At 70.4% G+C, this 16771-nt stretch carries 16 protein-coding genes; 12 read left to right on the top strand and 4 right to left on the bottom strand.

The features are described from left to right. Nucleotides 1–4 precede the first annotated feature (4 nt). A complete protein-coding gene (locus ACIOHP_RS17600; protein ID WP_401888348.1) occupies nt 5–1243 on the bottom strand; it encodes a glycosyltransferase 87 family protein in 1239 nt (412 codons plus the stop codon). A gap of 158 nt (nt 1244–1401) precedes the next feature. On the opposite strand from ACIOHP_RS17600, the gene ACIOHP_RS17595 reads away from it, so the two are divergent. After that, the gene (locus ACIOHP_RS17595) at nt 1402–2544 is read left to right on the top strand and encodes a glycosyltransferase family 4 protein (RefSeq protein ID WP_401888345.1); all 1143 of its coding nucleotides are present in this window, start codon (nt 1402–1404) and stop codon (nt 2542–2544) included. An 83-nt stretch (nt 2545–2627) separates the two neighbouring features. Then, nucleotides 2628–4214, top strand: a complete 1587-nt coding sequence (locus tag ACIOHP_RS17590) for a GMC oxidoreductase (protein ID WP_401888401.1) — start codon at nt 2628–2630, stop codon at nt 4212–4214. Between the two features lie 19 nt (nt 4215–4233). Here the strand turns inward: ACIOHP_RS17590 and ACIOHP_RS17585 are convergent, their stop codons facing one another. Further along, nucleotides 4234–6030 carry an AMP-dependent synthetase/ligase gene (locus ACIOHP_RS17585; protein ID WP_401888342.1) on the bottom strand — a complete coding sequence of 599 codons (1797 nt, stop codon included), beginning with the start codon at nt 6028–6030 and terminating at the stop codon, nt 4234–4236. 311 nt (nt 6031–6341) lie between these two features. Here ACIOHP_RS17585 and ACIOHP_RS17580 point away from each other — a divergent pair, with 311 nt between their 5' ends. The 6 genes from ACIOHP_RS17580 (at nt 6342) to ACIOHP_RS17555 (ending at nt 11345) form a co-directional block, all read left to right on the top strand. Further along, nucleotides 6342–7139: a metallophosphoesterase gene (locus ACIOHP_RS17580; protein WP_361488594.1), complete on the top strand. Its 798-nt coding sequence runs from the start codon at nt 6342–6344 to the stop codon at nt 7137–7139. 104 nt (nt 7140–7243) lie between these two features. Next, on the top strand, nt 7244–7687 hold the full coding sequence (locus ACIOHP_RS17575) for an SRPBCC family protein (protein ID WP_401888339.1): 444 nt from the start codon (nt 7244–7246) through the stop codon (nt 7685–7687). A gap of 20 nt (nt 7688–7707) precedes the next feature. Beyond that, nucleotides 7708–8886: an ArsA family ATPase gene (locus tag ACIOHP_RS17570; RefSeq protein WP_401888337.1), complete on the top strand. Its 1179-nt coding sequence runs from the start codon at nt 7708–7710 to the stop codon at nt 8884–8886. A gap of 57 nt (nt 8887–8943) precedes the next feature. Beyond that, nucleotides 8944–9441, top strand: coding sequence for a DUF5304 domain-containing protein (locus tag ACIOHP_RS17565; RefSeq protein ID WP_361545344.1), 498 nt, complete (start codon nt 8944–8946; stop codon nt 9439–9441). A gap of 88 nt (nt 9442–9529) precedes the next feature. Continuing rightward, on the top strand, nt 9530–10483 hold the full coding sequence (locus ACIOHP_RS17560) for an ROK family glucokinase (protein ID WP_351682480.1): 954 nt from the start codon (nt 9530–9532) through the stop codon (nt 10481–10483). 139 nt (nt 10484–10622) lie between these two features. After that, a complete protein-coding gene (locus tag ACIOHP_RS17555; RefSeq protein ID WP_401888334.1) occupies nt 10623–11345 on the top strand; it encodes an endonuclease/exonuclease/phosphatase family protein in 723 nt (240 codons plus the stop codon). A gap of 3 nt (nt 11346–11348) precedes the next feature. Here ACIOHP_RS17555 and ACIOHP_RS17550 read toward each other — a convergent pair whose 3' ends face one another. Both ACIOHP_RS17550 and ACIOHP_RS17545 read right to left on the bottom strand, forming a co-directional pair. Continuing rightward, nucleotides 11349–11921 (bottom strand): hypothetical protein, encoded by a 573-nt coding sequence (locus ACIOHP_RS17550; protein ID WP_361488581.1) that lies wholly within the window; start codon nt 11919–11921, stop codon nt 11349–11351. Beyond that, nucleotides 11914–12693, bottom strand: a complete 780-nt coding sequence (locus ACIOHP_RS17545; protein WP_401888398.1) for an alpha/beta hydrolase — start codon at nt 12691–12693, stop codon at nt 11914–11916. The genes ACIOHP_RS17550 and ACIOHP_RS17545 overlap by 8 nt, the downstream gene beginning before the upstream one ends. A gap of 160 nt (nt 12694–12853) precedes the next feature. Here ACIOHP_RS17545 and ACIOHP_RS17540 point away from each other — a divergent pair, with 160 nt between their 5' ends. The 4 genes from ACIOHP_RS17540 (at nt 12854) to ACIOHP_RS17525 (ending at nt 16674) form a co-directional block, all read left to right on the top strand. Next, nucleotides 12854–13600 (top strand): lysophospholipid acyltransferase family protein, encoded by a 747-nt coding sequence (locus ACIOHP_RS17540; RefSeq protein ID WP_401888396.1) that lies wholly within the window; start codon nt 12854–12856, stop codon nt 13598–13600. A 27-nt stretch (nt 13601–13627) separates the two neighbouring features. Continuing rightward, nucleotides 13628–14842: a MacS family sensor histidine kinase gene (macS, locus tag ACIOHP_RS17535; RefSeq protein WP_401888331.1), complete on the top strand. Its 1215-nt coding sequence runs from the start codon at nt 13628–13630 to the stop codon at nt 14840–14842. Beyond that, on the top strand, nt 14839–15513 hold the full coding sequence (locus ACIOHP_RS17530; RefSeq protein ID WP_361545334.1) for a response regulator transcription factor: 675 nt from the start codon (nt 14839–14841) through the stop codon (nt 15511–15513). The genes macS and ACIOHP_RS17530 overlap by 4 nt, the downstream gene beginning before the upstream one ends. A gap of 132 nt (nt 15514–15645) precedes the next feature. Next, nucleotides 15646–16674: a 6-phosphofructokinase gene (locus ACIOHP_RS17525; RefSeq protein ID WP_361488576.1), complete on the top strand. Its 1029-nt coding sequence runs from the start codon at nt 15646–15648 to the stop codon at nt 16672–16674. Nucleotides 16675–16771: the final 97 nt, after the last annotated feature.

Here is a 16771-nt window from a genome sequence, read left to right as displayed (position 1 = left end):
GGTGTCAGGGGGAGACCGAGGTCTCCTCGGTGGTGAGCGTGGCCTGCGCGGGCAGCGGCTTCTCGGCCTCGGACGACACCGTCGAGCGCCACAGCTCCACGGCCGCGAGGACGGCCGCCGCGACCAGCAGGCCGTTGCGGATGAACAGCAGCGTGACGCCGAGGCCGTCGCTGGCGACGACGTTGCCGAAGTAGATCGGGAACTCCAGCACCGTCACGAAGGACGCCACCAGCACGATCAGGGCGGGCACCCCCATCCGGCTCGCCCGGAAGCACAGGCACGCGGCCGCGAGACCGATCAGCCACACCATGTACTGCGGGCTGATCACCCGGCTCGTCGTGGTGAACATCAGCACCGCCACGAAGGCCGCGTCGGCCGCGGTGTGCGCCTGGAAGCGGGTGGCCGTCAGCCGCCACAGCAGCAGCCAGCCGAAGGCGAGACCGGTCAGGGCGAGGGCGGCCGTACTGACGACGTTGACCCAGGGGCCGAGGAATTCGACCGAACCGTAGTTGAGCAGCACCTGGCCGTCCCAGCCGTACTGCCGGGCCACATGGAAGACGAGGGAGCCCAGCGACTCCACCTCGGTGCCCCGGTCGGCCTGGAACGTCAGGAAGGCGAAGGCGCCGGGCATGGACACGGAGAACAGGGCCGCGAGGCCGGCCGCGGTGACCGCCGTCGCCATCCAGGTGCTCCGGCTGCGGACGGCGACCAGCAGCAGCACCGGCCACACCTTGAGCATCGCCCCGAGGCCCACGAGGATGCCCGCCACGCGAGGGTGCCGGGCGCCCGCGAGCAGCGCGGCCACCGCGACGGTGGTGACCATCACGTCGTAGCGGGCGTAGACCGTCGGCCCGAGCAGCGGCACGCCCACCACCCACACCCAGACACCGCGCAGCGAGCGACCGGGGCGCAGGCCCGCGTACAGGAGCAGGGAGAAGGCGACCAGGTCGGCGAGGAAGGCGAGGAGGAAGAACGCCGTCGCGTACGGGAGGAAGGGCAGCAGTCCGGGGGAGAGGATCGCGAGCGCGGCGGCCGGCGGGTACTGCCAGGTGACGTCGTCCAGCGGGAACGTTCCGGTGCGCAGGACGTCGTACCAGCCCTGGTAGATCACGGAGACGTCGCTGGTGACGTCCGGGCCGGGGAAGACGAACACCTTGAGCACGAACAGGAGCAGCAGCAGCCGCGTCAGGCCCCAGGTCACCAGCAGTCCGGCCGGAGACCGCCTCGCACCCGCAATGTTCACCGGAGCCCCTGTTCGCCCGTCGCCGTTCCCGAGATTGCCACTCTTGAGATGGCCATGATGTCCCGTCCACCTGTGTGCTTGCCATAAACGCGGCCGTGCCGAGCCGTGGGCGGGCCGTGGAGCGGGGCGGGCGGGTGCTTTGGATAGGGTCGGCGGCGATGCACAAGACCCTGATCGTGACGAACGACTTCCCGCCCAGGCCGGGCGGTATCCAGGCATTCCTGCACAACATGGCGCTGCGGCTGGACCCGGAACGGCTCGTCGTCTACGCGTCCACCTGGAAGCGCGGCCGCGAGGGCGCCGAGGCTACGGCCGCCTTCGACGCCGAACAGCCCTTCACCGTCGTACGCGACCGTACGACGATGCTCCTGCCGACGCCCGCGGCCACGCGTACGGCCGTCGGACTGCTGCGGGAGCACGGCTGTACGTCGGTGTGGTTCGGTGCGGCCGCGCCGCTCGGGCTGATGGCGCCCGCGCTCCGGAAGGCCGGGGCCGAACGGCTGGTGGCCACGACCCACGGGCACGAGGCGGGATGGGCCCAGCTGCCCGCCGCGCGGCAGCTGCTGCGCCGGATCGGGGAGGGCACGGACACCATCACCTACCTCGGCGAGTACACCCGGTCGCGGATCGCCGGGGCGCTGACGCCCGCGGCGGTCTCGCGGATGGTGCAGCTGCCGCCGGGGGTGGACGAGAAGACCTTCCATCCGGGGTCGGGGGGCGCTGCCGTGCGGGCCCGGCTCGGGCTGACCGACCGGCCGGTGGTGGTGTGTGTCTCGCGGCTCGTGCCGCGCAAGGGGCAGGACACGCTGATCCTGGCGATGCCGCGGATCCTCGCAGCCGAGCCGGACGCGGTGCTGCTGATCGTCGGCGGGGGGCCGTACGAGAAGGAGCTGCGCAGGCTCGCCGCGCAGACCCGGGTCGCCGACTCCGTCCGCTTCACCGGTGCGGTGCCCTGGTCCGAGCTGCCCGCGCACTTCGGCGCGGGGGACGTCTTCGCCATGCCCTGCCGGACCCGTCGGGGCGGCCTCGACGTCGAGGGGCTCGGGATCGTGTACCTGGAGGCGTCGGCGACGGGGCTGCCGGTGGTGGCGGGGGACTCGGGCGGTGCCCCGGACGCCGTACTGGACGGCGAGACCGGCTGGGTGGTGCGGGGCGGTTCGGTGGAGGAGACGGCCGAGCGCGTCGTCGTACTCCTCGCGGACGCGGAACTGCGGAGCCGGATGGGGGAGCGGGGGCGGGAGTGGGTCGAGGAGAAGTGGCGCTGGGATCTGTTGGCGGAAAAGTTGAAGACGTTGCTATAGCCGGAAGCGGATAATCCGCCGATGCTGCGCGCATGACAGCAAAACTGATGCAGCGTCAGCTGACGAGACGTCACATACTGGGCATGGCCGCCCTCCAGACGGCCGCCGCCGCAGGTCTCACCCGCATCGGTCTCCAGTCGGCACAGGCCGTAGAACCGGCCGCCGTCGACAACGCCCCCGCCATCGTGGTCGGTTCGGGCTACGGCGCCGCCGTGGCCGCCCTCCGCCTCGGTCAGGCGGGCATCCGCACGATCATGATCGAGATGGGCCGGCTCTGGAACACCCCCGGCTCCGACGGCAAGGTCTTCTGCTCCACCGCCAATCCGGACCAGCGCTCCATGTGGTTCCGCACCCGCACCGAGGCGCCGCTGGCCACCTTCCTGTGGCTGGACGTCGTCAACAAGGACATCAGCCTGTACCCGGGCGTCCTGGACCGGGTGCGCTTCGCCAACATGTCCGTGTTCGTGGGGCGAGGCGTCGGCGGCGGCTCCCTGGTGAACGGCTGCATGGCGGTGACCCCGCTGAAGTCGTACTTCGCCGAGCAGTTCCCCACCGTCGACGCCGACGAGATGTACGGCACCTACTTCCCGCGCGCCAACTCCATGCTCGGCGTCAACACCGTCGACCCCACGTGGTTCGAGTCGACGGAGTGGTACCGGTTCTCGCGCATCTCCCGCAAGCACGCCCAGAAAACCGGCCTGAGGACCACCTTCGTGCCCAGCACCTACGACTTCGCCTACATGCAGAAGGAGGCCGCCGGCACGGCGACCAGGTCGGCTCTCGCGCAGGAGGTCATCTACGGCAACAACCACGGCAAGAAGAGCCTCGACAAGACGTATCTCGCCGCCGCGCTCGGCACCGGCAACGTCACCATCAACACGATGGAACGGGTCAGGGCCGTCAGCCGGGCGAGCGACGGGACGTACGTGCTGACCGCCGACCGCATCAACGACGCCGGCACGGTCGTCGAGACCAAGCAGTACAGCTGCACCTACCTCTTCCTCGGCGGCGGCAGCCTCGGCACCACCGAACTCCTCGTCCGGGCCCGCGACACGGGCACCCTGCCCGCCCTGGACGCGAGCGTCGGCGCCGGCTGGGGACCCAACGGCAACACCATGCTCGGCCGGGCCAACCACCTGTGGGACACCGTCGGGGCCAACCAGTCGACCATGCCGGTCATGGGTATCGACGACTGGGCGAACACCGCCAACCCGGTCTTCGCGGAGATCGCTCCTTTACCCACGGGACTGGAGCACTGGGTCAGCCTCTATCTGGCGATCACCAAGAACCCGCAGCGCGCGACGTTCACGTACAACAGCGCCACGGGCGGCGTGAACCTCGGCTGGACCGCCGCGCAGAGCGCCGTGTCGTCGGGCATGGCCAAGAAGCTGTTCGACCGGATCAACTCGGCGAACACCACGATCTACCGGACCGACCTGTTCGGCTCGAGCAACCGGACCTTCGCCGACGACTTCACCTACCACCCGCTGGGCGGCTGTGTGCTGGGCAGGGCGACCGACAACTACGGGAGGGTGAAGGGGTATTCGAAGCTGTACGTCACCGACGGCTCGCTCGTGCCCGGATCGATCGGGGTGAACCCGTTCGTGACGATCACGGCGCTCGCCGAACGGACGATGGCGCGGGTCCTCGTGGAGGACACCGCGCCATGACGCTCTTTCAGCGAGCCTGCTACTTCTGGTAGATCGCCTCGACCTCGTCCGCGTAATCCTTCGCCACCACGTTGCGCTTGAGCTTCAGGGACGGCGTCAGGTGGCCCGAGTCCTCCGTGAACTGGGAGGAGAGAATGCGGAACTTCCGCACCGATTCCGCCTTCGACACCGCGGCGTTGCCGTCGTCGATCGCGGCCTGGATCGCCGCGTTCAGATCCGGGTCGTCGACCAGCGACGCCGCGGTGACACCCGCCGGCTTGCCGTGCTCGGCCGCCCAGCGGCCCAGGAACTCCTCGTCGATGGTGATCAGCGCGCCCACGAACGGCCGTCCGTCGCCCACCACCATGCACTCCGCGACCAGCGCGTGCGCGCGGATGCGGTCCTCGATCACGGCCGGCGCGACGTTCTTGCCGCCCGCGGTGACGATGATCTCCTTCTTGCGGCCGGTGATCCTGAGGTAGCCGTCCTCGTCGAGGGTGCCGATGTCACCGGTGTGGAACCAGCCGTCGGCCAGCGCCTCCTCGGTCGCGCCCGGGTTGTTCCAGTACCCCGTGAACAGGTGCTCGCCGTGCAGCAGGACCTCGCCGTCGTCCGCGATCCGGATCACCGAGCCGGGCAGCGGCTGGCCGACCGTGCCGATCTTCTGGCGGTCCCAGGGGTTGAAGGCGGTGGCCGCGCAGGACTCGGTCAGGCCGTAGCCCTCCAGGACCGTGAAGCCGATGCCGCGGAAGAAGTGACCGAGGCGCTCACCGAGCGGGGCGCCGCCGGAGATGGCGAACTCGCCCTTGCCGCCCAGGACCGCGCGCAGCTTGCTGTAGACCAGCTTGTCGAAGGTCTTGTGCTTGATCTTCAGACCCAGCGACGGGCCCGAGGGGGTGTCCAGCGCCTTGCTGTACGCGATCGCGGTGTCCGCGGCCTTGTCGAAGATCTTGCCCTTGCCGTCCGCCTGCGCCTTGGCCCGGGCCGAGTTGTAGACCTTCTCGAAGACGCGCGGGACACCGAGGATCAGGGTCGGCCGGAAGGAGGCCAGCTCGTTGGTGAGGTCCTTGATGTCCGGGACGGTCCCCAGCTTGATCGGCGCCATCATCGGGGCGATCTGCACGAGGCGGCCGAAGACGTGCGCGAGCGGCAGGAAGAGCAGGACGGAGCATTCGCCGGTGCGGAAGAGCGGGCGCAGGCGCTCCACGATGTTCCCGCACTCCGCGAAGAAGCTGCGGTGGGTCAGCACACAGCCCTTGGGGCGGCCGGTGGTGCCGGACGTGTAGACGATGGTCGCCGGGTCGTCGGCCTTGGCGAGCGAGCTGCGCTCCTCGACGGCGGCGTCGCTGATGTCCTTGCCGAGCCGGCCCAGCTCCTCCACGCCCCCGGCGTCGATCTGCCAGACGTGCTTGAGGGCGGGCAGCCCGTCGCGCACCGACTCGACGGCGGCCACGTGGGTGTCCAGCTCGACGACGACGGCGGTGGCGCCCGAGTCGGAGAGGATCCACTGGACCTGCTCCGCCGAGCTGGTCTCGTACACCGGCACGGTGATCGCGCCCGCGCACCAGATCGCGAAGTCGAGCAGCGTCCACTCGTAGCGGGTGCGCGACATCAGGCCGACCCGGTCGCCGGGCTGGACACCGGAGGCGATGAGCCCCTTGGCGGCGGCGTGGACCTCGGCCAGGAAGGTCGTGGCGGTCACGTCCTGCCAGACACCGCCCACCTTGCGGGCGATCACGGCGACGTCGGGATGCTGCGCGGCGTTTCTACGGACGATGTCCGTGAGGTTGCCGTCCGCAGGGACCTCGTACAAAGCCGGAAGGCTGAACTCGCGCAAGACTGCTGCTCCTCATAGGGCGCCGGCGCCACGACGTTGTGCGATGCGACGGTGCGGTCCAAGGCTCGGGCAGGTGCTCGGGATCTTCGGTGGTTGCGCCACTTGTTGAAATCCTGAGCACGACTGGACTGCCCGGACGTTACCCGCCGGTATGGCGTCTCCGACAGGGGGGTCCGGCGAGATGTTCGCTGCGTCACACAGATTGGTGCTTCTTTTCGCGCACAGTAGTCCACCCATTTGATGACTAGCCAGTAACCGCAGGCGCCATCGGCACTGTTCACGTATGCCGCACACGCCTACCCTTGATCGCCATGGCACCCACACCGGCCGGTAACCGGAGGACACGCGTACATGTGGTCAGCGACGTGCACGGCAACGCCCGTGACCTGGCCAGAGCCGGCGAGGGCGCGGACGCCCTGATCTGTCTGGGTGATCTGGTCCTCTTCCTCGACTACGCCGACCACTCGCGCGGCATCTTCCCCGACCTGTTCGGAACGGAGAACGCCGACCGCATCGTGGAACTGCGCACCGCCCGCCGCTTCGAGGAGGCCCGTGAGTTCGGCGCCCGGCTGTGGGCCGGCATCGGCACCGACCGGGCGGCCGCGATCGAGAAGGCGGTACGCAAGCAGTACGCCGAGATGTTCGCGGCCTTCCCGACACCGACGTACGCCACCTACGGCAACGTCGACATGCCGCCCCTGTGGCCCGAGTACGCCGGACCGGGCACCACCGTGCTGGACGGCGAGCGGGTGGAGATCGGAGGACGGGTGTTCGGATTCGTGGGCGGCGGGCTCAGGACCCCGATGCGCACGCCGTACGAGATCAGCGACGAGGAGTACGCGGCGAAGATCGAGGCGGTCGGCGAGGTCGACGTGCTGTGCACACACATCCCGCCCGAGGTGCCGGAGCTGGTCTACGACACCGTCGCGCGCCGTTTCGAGCGGGGCAGCCGGGCGCTGCTGGACGCGATCCGGCGCACCCGGCCCCGGTACGCCCTGTTCGGGCACGTCCACCAGCCACTGGTGCGACGGATGCGGATCGGGGCGACCGAGTGCGTCAACGTGGGGCACTTCGCGGGGAGCGGCAGGCCCTGGGCCCTGGAATGGTGAGTGGGCGGTGAAGTCGGGCGCTCACGTGCGCGGTAGCCTTCACGCTGCACACACGTGCGCAGCACGACCTGCCCTACCGGCCCGCATCTGGAGGAGCCACAGCGATGGCGGAACATACCAGCTCGAGCATCACGATCGAGGCGGCACCGGCCGATGTCATGGGGGTGATCGCCGACTTCGCCCGCTACCCGGACTGGACCGGCGAGGTGAAGGAGGCGGAGGTCCTCGCGACCGACGCACAGGGGCGTGCCGAGCAGGTGCGGCTCGTCATGGACGCGGGGGCGATCAAGGACGACCAGGTCCTGGGATACACGTGGACCGGTGACAACGAGGTCTCCTGGACGCTCGTGAAGTCCCAGATGCTGCGGTCGCTGGACGGGTCGTACATCCTGAAGCCGGTGGGCAGCGGGTCGACCGAGGTCACCTATCTGCTGACGGTCGACGTCAAGATCCCGATGCTCGGGATGATCAAGCGCAAGGCCGAGAAGGTCATCATCGACCGCGCGCTGGCCGGGCTGAAGAAGCGGGTGGAGTCGGGGACGAAGTAAGGGGACTACCGTTCAGTCCCATGCGCACCCTCCTGATCACCGGGCCTGGCGGTAGCGGTCGTACGACCGTCGCGGCCGCCACCGCTCTCGCCGCCGCCCTGTCCGGCGTTCGCACGCTCGTGCTGAGCGCCGATCGCACCGACAGCCTCGGCGCGGTGCTCGGAACGGCGACCGGGGCGGCCCCGGTGCAGGTCCGTGAGGGGCTCACCGCGTGGCGGCCCGACGCCACCGCCGGGTTCCGGGACGACCTCGCCGCCTTCCAGGAGCGTGCCGCCAACGTTCTCGATCTTCTCGGTGCTTCCCGGCTGGACGCCGAGGAGGTCACCCCCCTCCCCGGCGCCGAGGAACTGACCCTGCTGCGCGCCCTGCGCGACGCGGCCCTCTCCGAGCGGCACGAACTGCTCGTCGTGGACCTTCCGCCCACGCCGCAGGCGCTCGCGCTGCTCGCCCTCCCCGAGGAACTCCGCCGCTATCTGCGCCGTCTCCTGCCGCCCGAGCGACAGGCGGCCCGTGCGCTGCGGCCCATGCTCGGACGGCTGGCCGGGGTGCCGATGCCCTCGGAGTGGCTGTACGAGACCGCCGCGCGGTGGGACACGGAACTGGCCGCGGTCGAAGCGGTCGTCACGGACCGGAACACCGTCGTACGGCTGGTCACCGAGCCCGGCCCGGCCGGCGCCGACGCCGTGCGCTCCGCCGGCCTCGCCCTCGCCCTGCGCGGTCTGCGCCCCGACGTCCTGGTGGCCAACCGGGTCCTGCCCGAGCAGGCGCACGACACCTGGCTCGCCGGTCTCGCCGCCCAGCAGCGCAAAGCGCTGGAGGAGTGGCAGGAGACCCACGACGTACGACCGGTCCGCCACCTCGGTCACGACCCGCGCGGCACCGACGACCTCGCCGCCCTCACCGTCCCCGGTGTCGACGACGCCACCTCCGCCGTCGAGTGGTCCATCGACGACCGCCTCGCCGACGACGGCGTCAGCCGGGTCTTCGTATGGCGCATCCCGCTCCCCGGCGCGATACGCGACGAGCTCGACCTCATCCGGCGCGGCGACGAACTCGTGGTCACCGCCGGACAGTTCCGCCGTATCGTGCCCCTTCCCTCCGCCCTGCGGCGCTGCACCGTCGCCGGCGCCGCCCTGCGCGACGGAGAACTGTGCATCCGGTTCGCGCCGGACCCCGACCTCTGGCCGGAGACACGGTGAACGTGGTACGCCCATTCGGGTAACGTCGTAGGGACGAACCGCAGTCAGGAGTCCGTCATGAGCGAAGAGCTCCCCCCGTCAGACGCCGTCGGTCGTGAGGCTGTCGACGAGGTGCGGGCCACCGACGCCGACGCCTGGGCGACGGCGTGTGCCGAGGATCTCGCGGCGGAGAAGGCCCGCCGTCGCGCCGAGTACGGCCAGCCCGCGGGCTCGGCCGCCGAGGAGCTGCGCAAGCTCGTCGACGCCGTCAGCGACAAGCTGTCCTCGATCCAGTCGCCCCTCTTCGGAGCGGTCGCGGGACCCGCCGCCCAGCAGGTGGTGCACCAGGTCGTCCAACAGGCCAAGGCCGCCGTCGAGCCCGTCATCGAGCGCAACCCCGACGTCTTCGACCACCTCGCCGCGGCGGGCACCGAACTGCTCGCCGCCTACCGCTCCGCCGTCCAGGCCCAGGAGCAGCGCTGGACCCAGCGGAACACCGATCAGAAGGACCCGGAAAAGCCCCGCCAGGACCGGGGCGACGACTCCGGCCCCGGGGAGCGCATCGACCTGGACTAGAGCGCCCCTCGGGTGGACGACGGGAGTCTGGCGGCAGGCCCTCGGGTACGGTGGGCCGTAGCGGGGCTCGACCGAAACTGAGGGATTCATGGGACTCACCATCGGCGTCGATATCGGCGGCACGAAGATCGCGGCCGGCGTGGTCGATGAGGAAGGCAACATCCTCTCGACCCACAAGGTGCCGACCCCGGGCACGCCCGAGGGCATCGTGGACGCCATCGCCTCCGCGGTGGACGGCGCGCGCGCCGGGCACGAGATCGTCGGCGTGGGTATCGGTGCGGCCGGTTACGTCAACCGGCAGCGCTCGGAGGTCTACTTCGCCCCCAACATCGACTGGCGCAACGAGCCGTTGAAGGACAAGGTCGAGGCCCGCGTGGGCCTCCCCGTCGTCGTCGAGAACGACGCCAACGCGGCCGCGTGGGGCGAGTACAAGTTCGGCGCCGGCAAGGGCCACCGCAACGTCATCTGCATCACGCTCGGCACCGGCCTCGGTGGCGGCATCATCATCGGCAACAAGCTGCGCCGCGGCCACTTCGGTGTCGCCGCCGAGTTCGGCCACATCCGGATGGTCCCGGACGGCCTGCTGTGCGGCTGCGGCTCGCAGGGCTGCTGGGAGCAGTACGCGTCGGGGCGTGCGCTGGTGAGGTACGCCAAGCAGCGCGCCAACGCCACCCCGGAGAACGCCGAGCTCCTTCTCGGCCTCGGTGACGGCAGCCCCGACGGCATCGAGGGCAAGCACATCTCCATGGCCGCCCGGCAGGGCGACCCGGTCGCCGTGGACTCCTACCGTGAGCTCGCCCGCTGGGCCGGCGCCGGCCTCGCCGACCTCGCCTCCCTCTTCGACCCGTCGGCCTTCATCGTCGGCGGCGGCCTCTCGGACGAGGGCGAACTGGTCCTCGACCCGATCCGCAAGTCCTACAAGCGCTGGCTCGTCGGCGGCAACTGGCGCCCGGTGGCGGATGTGATCGCGGCCCAGCTCGGGAACAAGGCCGGACTGGTGGGCGCGGCGGACCTGGCAAGGGAGCCCGACCCGATCATGTGATCGGGGGCGCGGTGGCCCACTCAGGGGCGCGGGGCTGTATAAAACATGCGGCTCCGCCGCGTGGGCGCGACGAGCCACGACGATCCGGCAGTCGCGCACACACCTCGCGCCCCGAGCCTTCAGGCGCAAAAATCACCCCATGGCATTCGACGATTCCACGCTCGTCCGAGTCCTGAGCTACAACGTCCGCTCCATGAGGGACGACACCGAAGCACTGGCCAGAGTCATCCGCGCCTGCGCCCCGGACCTCGTCCTCGTCCAGGAAGCCCCCCGCTTCTTCCGCTGGCGCAAGAAACTCGCCCGCCTGGCCCGCGCGGCGGACCTCGTGACCCTCACCGGCGGCGCCACAGCCGCGGGACCGGCGATCCTGTGCAACCTCCGCACCACGGTCGAGCGCACGGAAGACGTCCTTCTCCCGCTCACCCCGGGACAGCACCGACGCGGCTTCGCCACCGCGGTCGTCCGGATCGGCGGCGCCCGCCTCGGCGTACTCAGCTGCCATCTCTCCCTGCGGAAGGACGAGCGCTACGAGCAGGGCGGCATGCTCCTGGACCGCCTGGCCGCACTGGGCGTGGAGCACGCGATCGCGGGCGGCGACCTCAACGAACGCCCCGGCGGCCGCACGTTCACCCGTCTCTCCGACACCCTCCAGGACTGCTGGGCCACGGCCCCCGACGGCGCCGAGCACACCTGGATCCGCACCGAACCCCACCAGCGCATCGACGCGATCTTCGCGACGAAGGGCATCGAGGTGCTCGGCTGCGGCGTACCGCTCGAACTCCCCGGCGTCACCGGAACAGACTTGAGGGCGGCCACGGACCATCTTCCGGTCCTGGCCACCCTCAGAGTTCCGGCGGGCTGAGACTCAGACGACCGCCCCGCGCCCCGGGTCGTCGTCCTCGTCCTCATCCGTCCGCATCCGCATCACCAGCGTCGCGAACCCGCCCAGGAAACCGCCGATGCCGATGGTGGCGAGCCACCAGGTCATGTCCCAGCTGAGCAGTATCGCCAGCAGGAGCAGCAGGGGGCCGCCCAGGACAGCCAGCCACGCGAACTTCGCGGTGGTGTCCGCGGCCGGCAGCGGCGGCGGCTCCGGCGGGACGAAGTGGCCCTCGTCGTCCTCGTCGAAGTCCTCCTCCACCGGCTCGGGCGCCGTGTAGTCACGCGGGCCGACACCGGGAGCGAAGGCGACGGAGCTGCCCAGCGGCTTGGCCGAGGCGGGCTTCTCCGGCTTCTCGTCCTCCTTCGGCTCCTCGGAGTTGGTCTCCGGCTCCAGCAGCGCCAGGTCCTCCACCGACTTGAACGGCTTGGCGCCCGGCGGATCCTTCGGCTCCTCGCCGTACCCGGCGACGATCGCCTCCCAGGCGGCCGCCTCGTCGAAGGGCACGCCCTGCTCGTCCGGCTCACGGTCCTCGCGGTCGGAGTCGCTCTCAGCCACGTGCGGCCGTCCCTTCCTTGCCGATACCGGTTGCGAGCCGGCCGATGAACGCGAAGCTCTCCTCGAAGATCCGCTCCGCGTCATGGTCCAACGTCGCCACGTGGTAACTCTGTTCCAGCACGATCTCCGATACGTCCGTCGAGGACACCCGGCTCAGCACGCGCGCGGAGTCGGCCGCCGGCACCACATGGTCCTCGGCGCTGCGCAGGACCAGCAGCGGCTGGGTGACCTGCGGGAGTTCGCCGTCGACCAGGCGGAAGAACTGCCGCAGAGAGTGCGCGGAGTGCAGCGGCACCCGGGTGTACCCCAGCTCGTGGGCGCCCTCCTTGGCGATGTCGTCGGCGATCCCCGGCGTCGTCCGCAGCAGATGGCGCACCACCGGAAGGGCGTACGGCGCGAGGCCGTGCATACGGTTCGCCGGGTTGACGACCACCACTCCGGCGACCTCGTCGCCGTGCTTGGCGGCCAGCCGCAGGGCGAGGGCGCCGCCCATGGACAGTCCCGCCACGAACACCTGGGAGCAGCGCTCGCGCAGGGCCCGCAGCTCGCGGTCGACCTCCGCGTACCAGTCCTGCCAGCCGGTGAGTGCCATGTCCTCCCAGCGGGTGCCGTGCCCCGGAAGGAGAGGCAGCGACACGGTGAGACCGCGCTCGGCGAGGTACTCCGCCCAAGGGCGCAGCGACTGCGGGGAACCGGTGAAGCCGTGGCAGAGGAGGACGCCTGTCTCCCCGCCCTCGTGGCGGAACGGCTCGGCTCCAGCAAGGACCGGCACCTTCGGTCTCCTGTTCATGAGAAGGATGTGAACGAGTCCAGGTGAGGTTCACCGTACGCGACCGCACTGACACCGACCAGGGTCGTCGGGCCCTTTGCCGACGCTCCGGGTTAAGGTCTCACCGACAGACACAGGAGGCACGGGGTTGTTGTACGGAACGATGAAGGTCGCCATCGGCGGGCCGCTGAAGGTCGCCTTCAGGCCCTGGGTGGAAGGCCTCGAGAACATCCCTGACGCGGGCCCCGCGATCCTGGCGAGCAACCACCTGTCGTTCTCGGACTCCTTCTTCCTGCCCGCGGTCCTCGACCGCAAGGTCACCTTCATCGCCAAGGCGGAGTACTTCACCACGCCAGGGCTGAAGGGCCGGCTCACGGCCGCGTTCTTCAAGGGCGCCGGGCAGCTCCCCGTGGACCGCTCCGGTGCGCGCGGCGCGGGTGAGGCGGCGGTCAAGGCCGGCATCGAGGTGCTGGAGCGCGGTGAGCTGTTCGGGATCTACCCGGAGGGCACGCGCTCGCCCGACGGCCGCCTGTACCGGGGCAAGCCGGGCGGCCTCGCGCGCGTGGCGCTCGCCACCGGTGCGCCCGTCATCCCGGTCGCCATGATCGACACCGAGAAGATCCAGCCGCCCGGGCAGGTGATGCCGAAGCTGATGCGGCCGGGCATCCGCATCGGCGCGCCCCTGGACTTCAGCCGGTACCAGGGCATGGAGCACGACCGTTTCGTGCTGCGCGCGGTGACCGACGAGGTCATGTACGAGATCATGAAGCTCTCCGGCCAGGAGTACGTCGACATGTACGCGACCGCCGCCAAGCGGCAGATCGCGGACGCGGCGAAGGCCGAGAAGGAAGCGGAGAAGGCGGCGAAGGCCGCACTCGCGAAGGCTGAGAAGGAACGCTCCGAGTCCTGACGGGGCTGCGGGGCCGGGGGTGGGGACATGGCCAGGCGTGAGCGTGTGATGAGGATGTCGGTGGAGCTGCCGCTGTGGCGCGCGCTCACCGGGTACCGGGTGCTGACCATGCTGTACGCGGTCGGACTGTTCGCCACCAACTACGAGGACTACGACCGCCCGGGCATCGCCGTCGCGTACTACGTCGTCCTGTGCGGCTGGACGCTCGCCACCCTGCCCCGGGTCCAGAACGAGGCCGCCTGCACCAAGCGCTTCCTGGCCGTGGACCTCGCCGTCGCGGTCACCGGCATCCTCCTGACCCCGCTGGTCGTCAACGACCACCACATCGACACCGGCGGGCCCACCCTGCCGTCGATATGGACCGCCGGCTCGGTCCTCGCGTACGCCATCAAGGGCGGCTGGCGCTGGGCCGCGTTCGCCTCCACACCGGTCGCCGTCGCCAACCTGATCGAGCGCGGCCAACCGGCCCGGGACACCGTCCACAACGTCATCCTCGTCTGGGTCGCCTCCATCGCCATCGGATACGTCGTCGAGGTCGCCCGCGCCTCCGAGCGCACCCTGGCCCGCGCCCTGGAGATCGAGGCCGCGACCAGGGAGCGGGAGCGGCTCGCGCGGGACATCCACGACAGCGTGCTCCAGGTGCTCGCCATGGTGCAGCGGCGCGGTGCCGTCATCGGCGGCGAGGCGGCCGAGCTGGGCCGGATGGCCGGCGAGCAGGAGGTGGCGCTGCGCACGCTGGTCTCCGGTGGGCTGAGGCCCGTCTCGTGGGCGTCGGAGGACGCGGCCCAGGGGGCGGTCGTACGGGCCGTCGACGAGCCGGATCCCGAGGGTCCCGTGGATCTTCGCGCGCTGCTCGCCCCGTTCGCCGCCGCCAAGGTCAGCTTCGCCGAGCCCGGCGCCCCGGTGGAACTGCCCCCGGCCGCCGCGAAGGAGCTGGCCGCCGCGGTGGGGGCCGCCCTGGACAACGTACGGAAGCATGCCGGTGAGCACGCGCGCGCGTGGATCCTCGTCGAGGACGAGCCCGACGAGGTCGTGGTGACCGTACGGGACGACGGGCCCGGCATCCCCGAGGGGCGGCTCGCGCAGGCCGAGGGGGAGGGGCGGATGGGGGTGGCCCTGTCGATCCGGGGGCGGTTGGGCGAACTCGGCGGCAGCGCCGAACTGATCTCGGTGCCCGGGCAGGGCACGGAGGTCGAGCTGAAGGTACCGAAGGTTTCACGGGGGAAGGCAGGACAGCGATGAGTGACCAGGACCCGATCAAGGTGATGGTGGTCGACGACCACCCGATGTGGCGCGACGCGGTCGCCCGTGACCTCGACGCGTCCGGCTTCGACGTGGTGGCCACCGCGGGCGACGGCGACCAGGCGGTACGCCGCGCCAAGGCCGCCGGGCCGGATGTGCTCGTGCTCGACCTGAACCTGCCGTTGAAGCCCGGCGTCCAGGTCTGCAAGGAACTCGTCGGGCACAACCCGGCGCTGCGGGTTCTCGTACTGTCGGCGAGCGGTGAGCACGCGGACGTCCTCGAGGCCGTGAAGTCGGGCGCGACCGGCTATCTGCTGAAGTCGGCGTCCACCGAGGAACTGCTGGACGCGGTACGCCGTACGGCCGTCGGGGACCCCGTCTTCACGCCCGGCCTCGCCGGACTCGTCCTCGGGGAGTACCGCCGGCTGGCCTCCGAGCCCGCGCCCGCCCCGGACACCGACCAGCCCAAGGCGCCGCAGCTCACCGACCGGGAGACGGAGGTGCTGCGGCTGGTCGCCAAGGGCCTGAGCTACAAGCAGATCGCCGAGCGTCTGGTCATCTCGCACCGCACGGTTCAGAACCACGTCCAGAACACCCTCGGCAAGCTGCAGCTTCACAACCGGGTCGAGCTCGTCCGGTACGCCATAGAACGCGGGCTCGACGACGAATAGAAGCGCCAGCTTGACGACGCGTAAACCAACGACTCGCTGATTCACCGGAATTGCCCTTCCCGCCCATCGCTGTGTGACCTGGATCACCATTAGCGTGACCCTCACAGGCAACCGCGGCGAAGGGACATTTCCATGCGGGTCGGAGTACTGACCGGAGGCGGCGACTGCCCCGGGCTCAACGCCGTCATCCGGGGCATCGTCCGCAAGGGCGTGCAGGAGTACGGCTATGACTTCGTCGGCTTCCGGGACGGCTGGCGAGGACCACTGGAGAACGACACCGTCCGCCTCGACATCCCCGCCGTGCGCGGCATCCTGCCCCGCGGCGGCACCATCCTCGGCTCCTCGCGGACCAACCCGCTGAAGGCGGAGGGCGGTATCCGCCGCATCAAGGAGAACCTCGCCAAGCAGGAGGTCGAGGCGCTCATCGCCATCGGCGGCGAGGACACCCTGGGCGTGGCGGCACGGCTCAACGACGAGTACGGCGTCCCCGTCGTCGCCGTACCGAAGACCATCGACAACGACCTGTCCGGCACCGACTACACCTTCGGCTTCGACACCGCGGTCGGCATCGCCACGGAGGCCATCGACCGGCTGCACACCACCGCCGAGTCCCATATGCGGGTCCTCGTCTGCGAAGTCATGGGCCGGCACGCGGGCTGGATCGCCCTCCACTCGGGGCTCGCCGGCGGCGCCAACGTCATCCTCATCCCCGAACAGCGCTTTGACGTCGACCAGGTGTGCGCCTGGGTGACCTCCCGCTTCAAGGCCTCCTACGCCCCGATCGTGGTCGTCGCCGAGGGTGCGATGCCCAAGGACGGTGACGCGGTCCTCAAGGACGAGTCGCTGGACTCCTTCGGACACGTCCGGCTGTCCGGGGTCGGCGAGTGGCTGGCCAAGGAGATCGAGAAGCGGACCGGCAAGGAGGCCCGTACGACGGTCCTCGGGCACATCCAGCGCGGCGGGACCCCCAGTGCCTTCGACCGCTGGCTCGCCACCCGCTTCGGACTGCACGCCATCGAGGCCGTCCGGGACGGCGACTTCGGCAAGATGGTCGCGCTGCGCGGCACGGACATCGTGCGGGTACCGATCGCGGAGGCGACGGCCAAGCTGAAGACGGTGGATCCGAAGCTGTACGAGGAGGTCGGGGTGTTCTTCGGCTGACGCCGGAGCCCGGGATCAACTCCCCTTCCTGTGAAGTGCGTTGTGCGACATCCGAACGCCGCCGCGGTTACCGTGGCGGCGTTCGCGGCGCAGGTGT

The sequence above is a fragment of the Streptomyces sp. NPDC087859 genome (assembly GCF_044742595.1).
Lineage (GTDB): Bacteria > Actinomycetota > Actinomycetes > Streptomycetales > Streptomycetaceae > Streptomyces > Streptomyces canus_F.
The sequence above is the reverse complement of the archived record's forward strand: the minus strand, read 5'-3'. Positions and strand labels throughout refer to the sequence as shown.

Coding starts and splice junctions, on each gene's coding strand:
- ACIOHP_RS17530 (WP_361545334.1), top strand. CDS start 14,839: ATGAGTGACCAGGACCCGATCAAGGTGATGGTGGTCGACGACCACCCG.
- ACIOHP_RS17570 (WP_401888337.1), top strand. CDS start 7,708: ATGCGCACCCTCCTGATCACCGGGCCTGGCGGTAGCGGTCGTACGACC.
- ACIOHP_RS17580 (WP_361488594.1), top strand. CDS start 6,342: ATGGCACCCACACCGGCCGGTAACCGGAGGACACGCGTACATGTGGTC.
- ACIOHP_RS17525 (WP_361488576.1), top strand. CDS start 15,646: ATGCGGGTCGGAGTACTGACCGGAGGCGGCGACTGCCCCGGGCTCAAC.
- ACIOHP_RS17560 (WP_351682480.1), top strand. CDS start 9,530: ATGGGACTCACCATCGGCGTCGATATCGGCGGCACGAAGATCGCGGCC.
- ACIOHP_RS17595 (WP_401888345.1), top strand. CDS start 1,402: ATGCACAAGACCCTGATCGTGACGAACGACTTCCCGCCCAGGCCGGGC.
- ACIOHP_RS17590 (WP_401888401.1), top strand. CDS start 2,628: ATGGCCGCCCTCCAGACGGCCGCCGCCGCAGGTCTCACCCGCATCGGT.
- ACIOHP_RS17565 (WP_361545344.1), top strand. CDS start 8,944: ATGAGCGAAGAGCTCCCCCCGTCAGACGCCGTCGGTCGTGAGGCTGTC.
- ACIOHP_RS17555 (WP_401888334.1), top strand. CDS start 10,623: ATGGCATTCGACGATTCCACGCTCGTCCGAGTCCTGAGCTACAACGTC.
- ACIOHP_RS17540 (WP_401888396.1), top strand. CDS start 12,854: ATGAAGGTCGCCATCGGCGGGCCGCTGAAGGTCGCCTTCAGGCCCTGG.
- macS (WP_401888331.1), top strand. CDS start 13,628: ATGGCCAGGCGTGAGCGTGTGATGAGGATGTCGGTGGAGCTGCCGCTG.
- ACIOHP_RS17575 (WP_401888339.1), top strand. CDS start 7,244: ATGGCGGAACATACCAGCTCGAGCATCACGATCGAGGCGGCACCGGCC.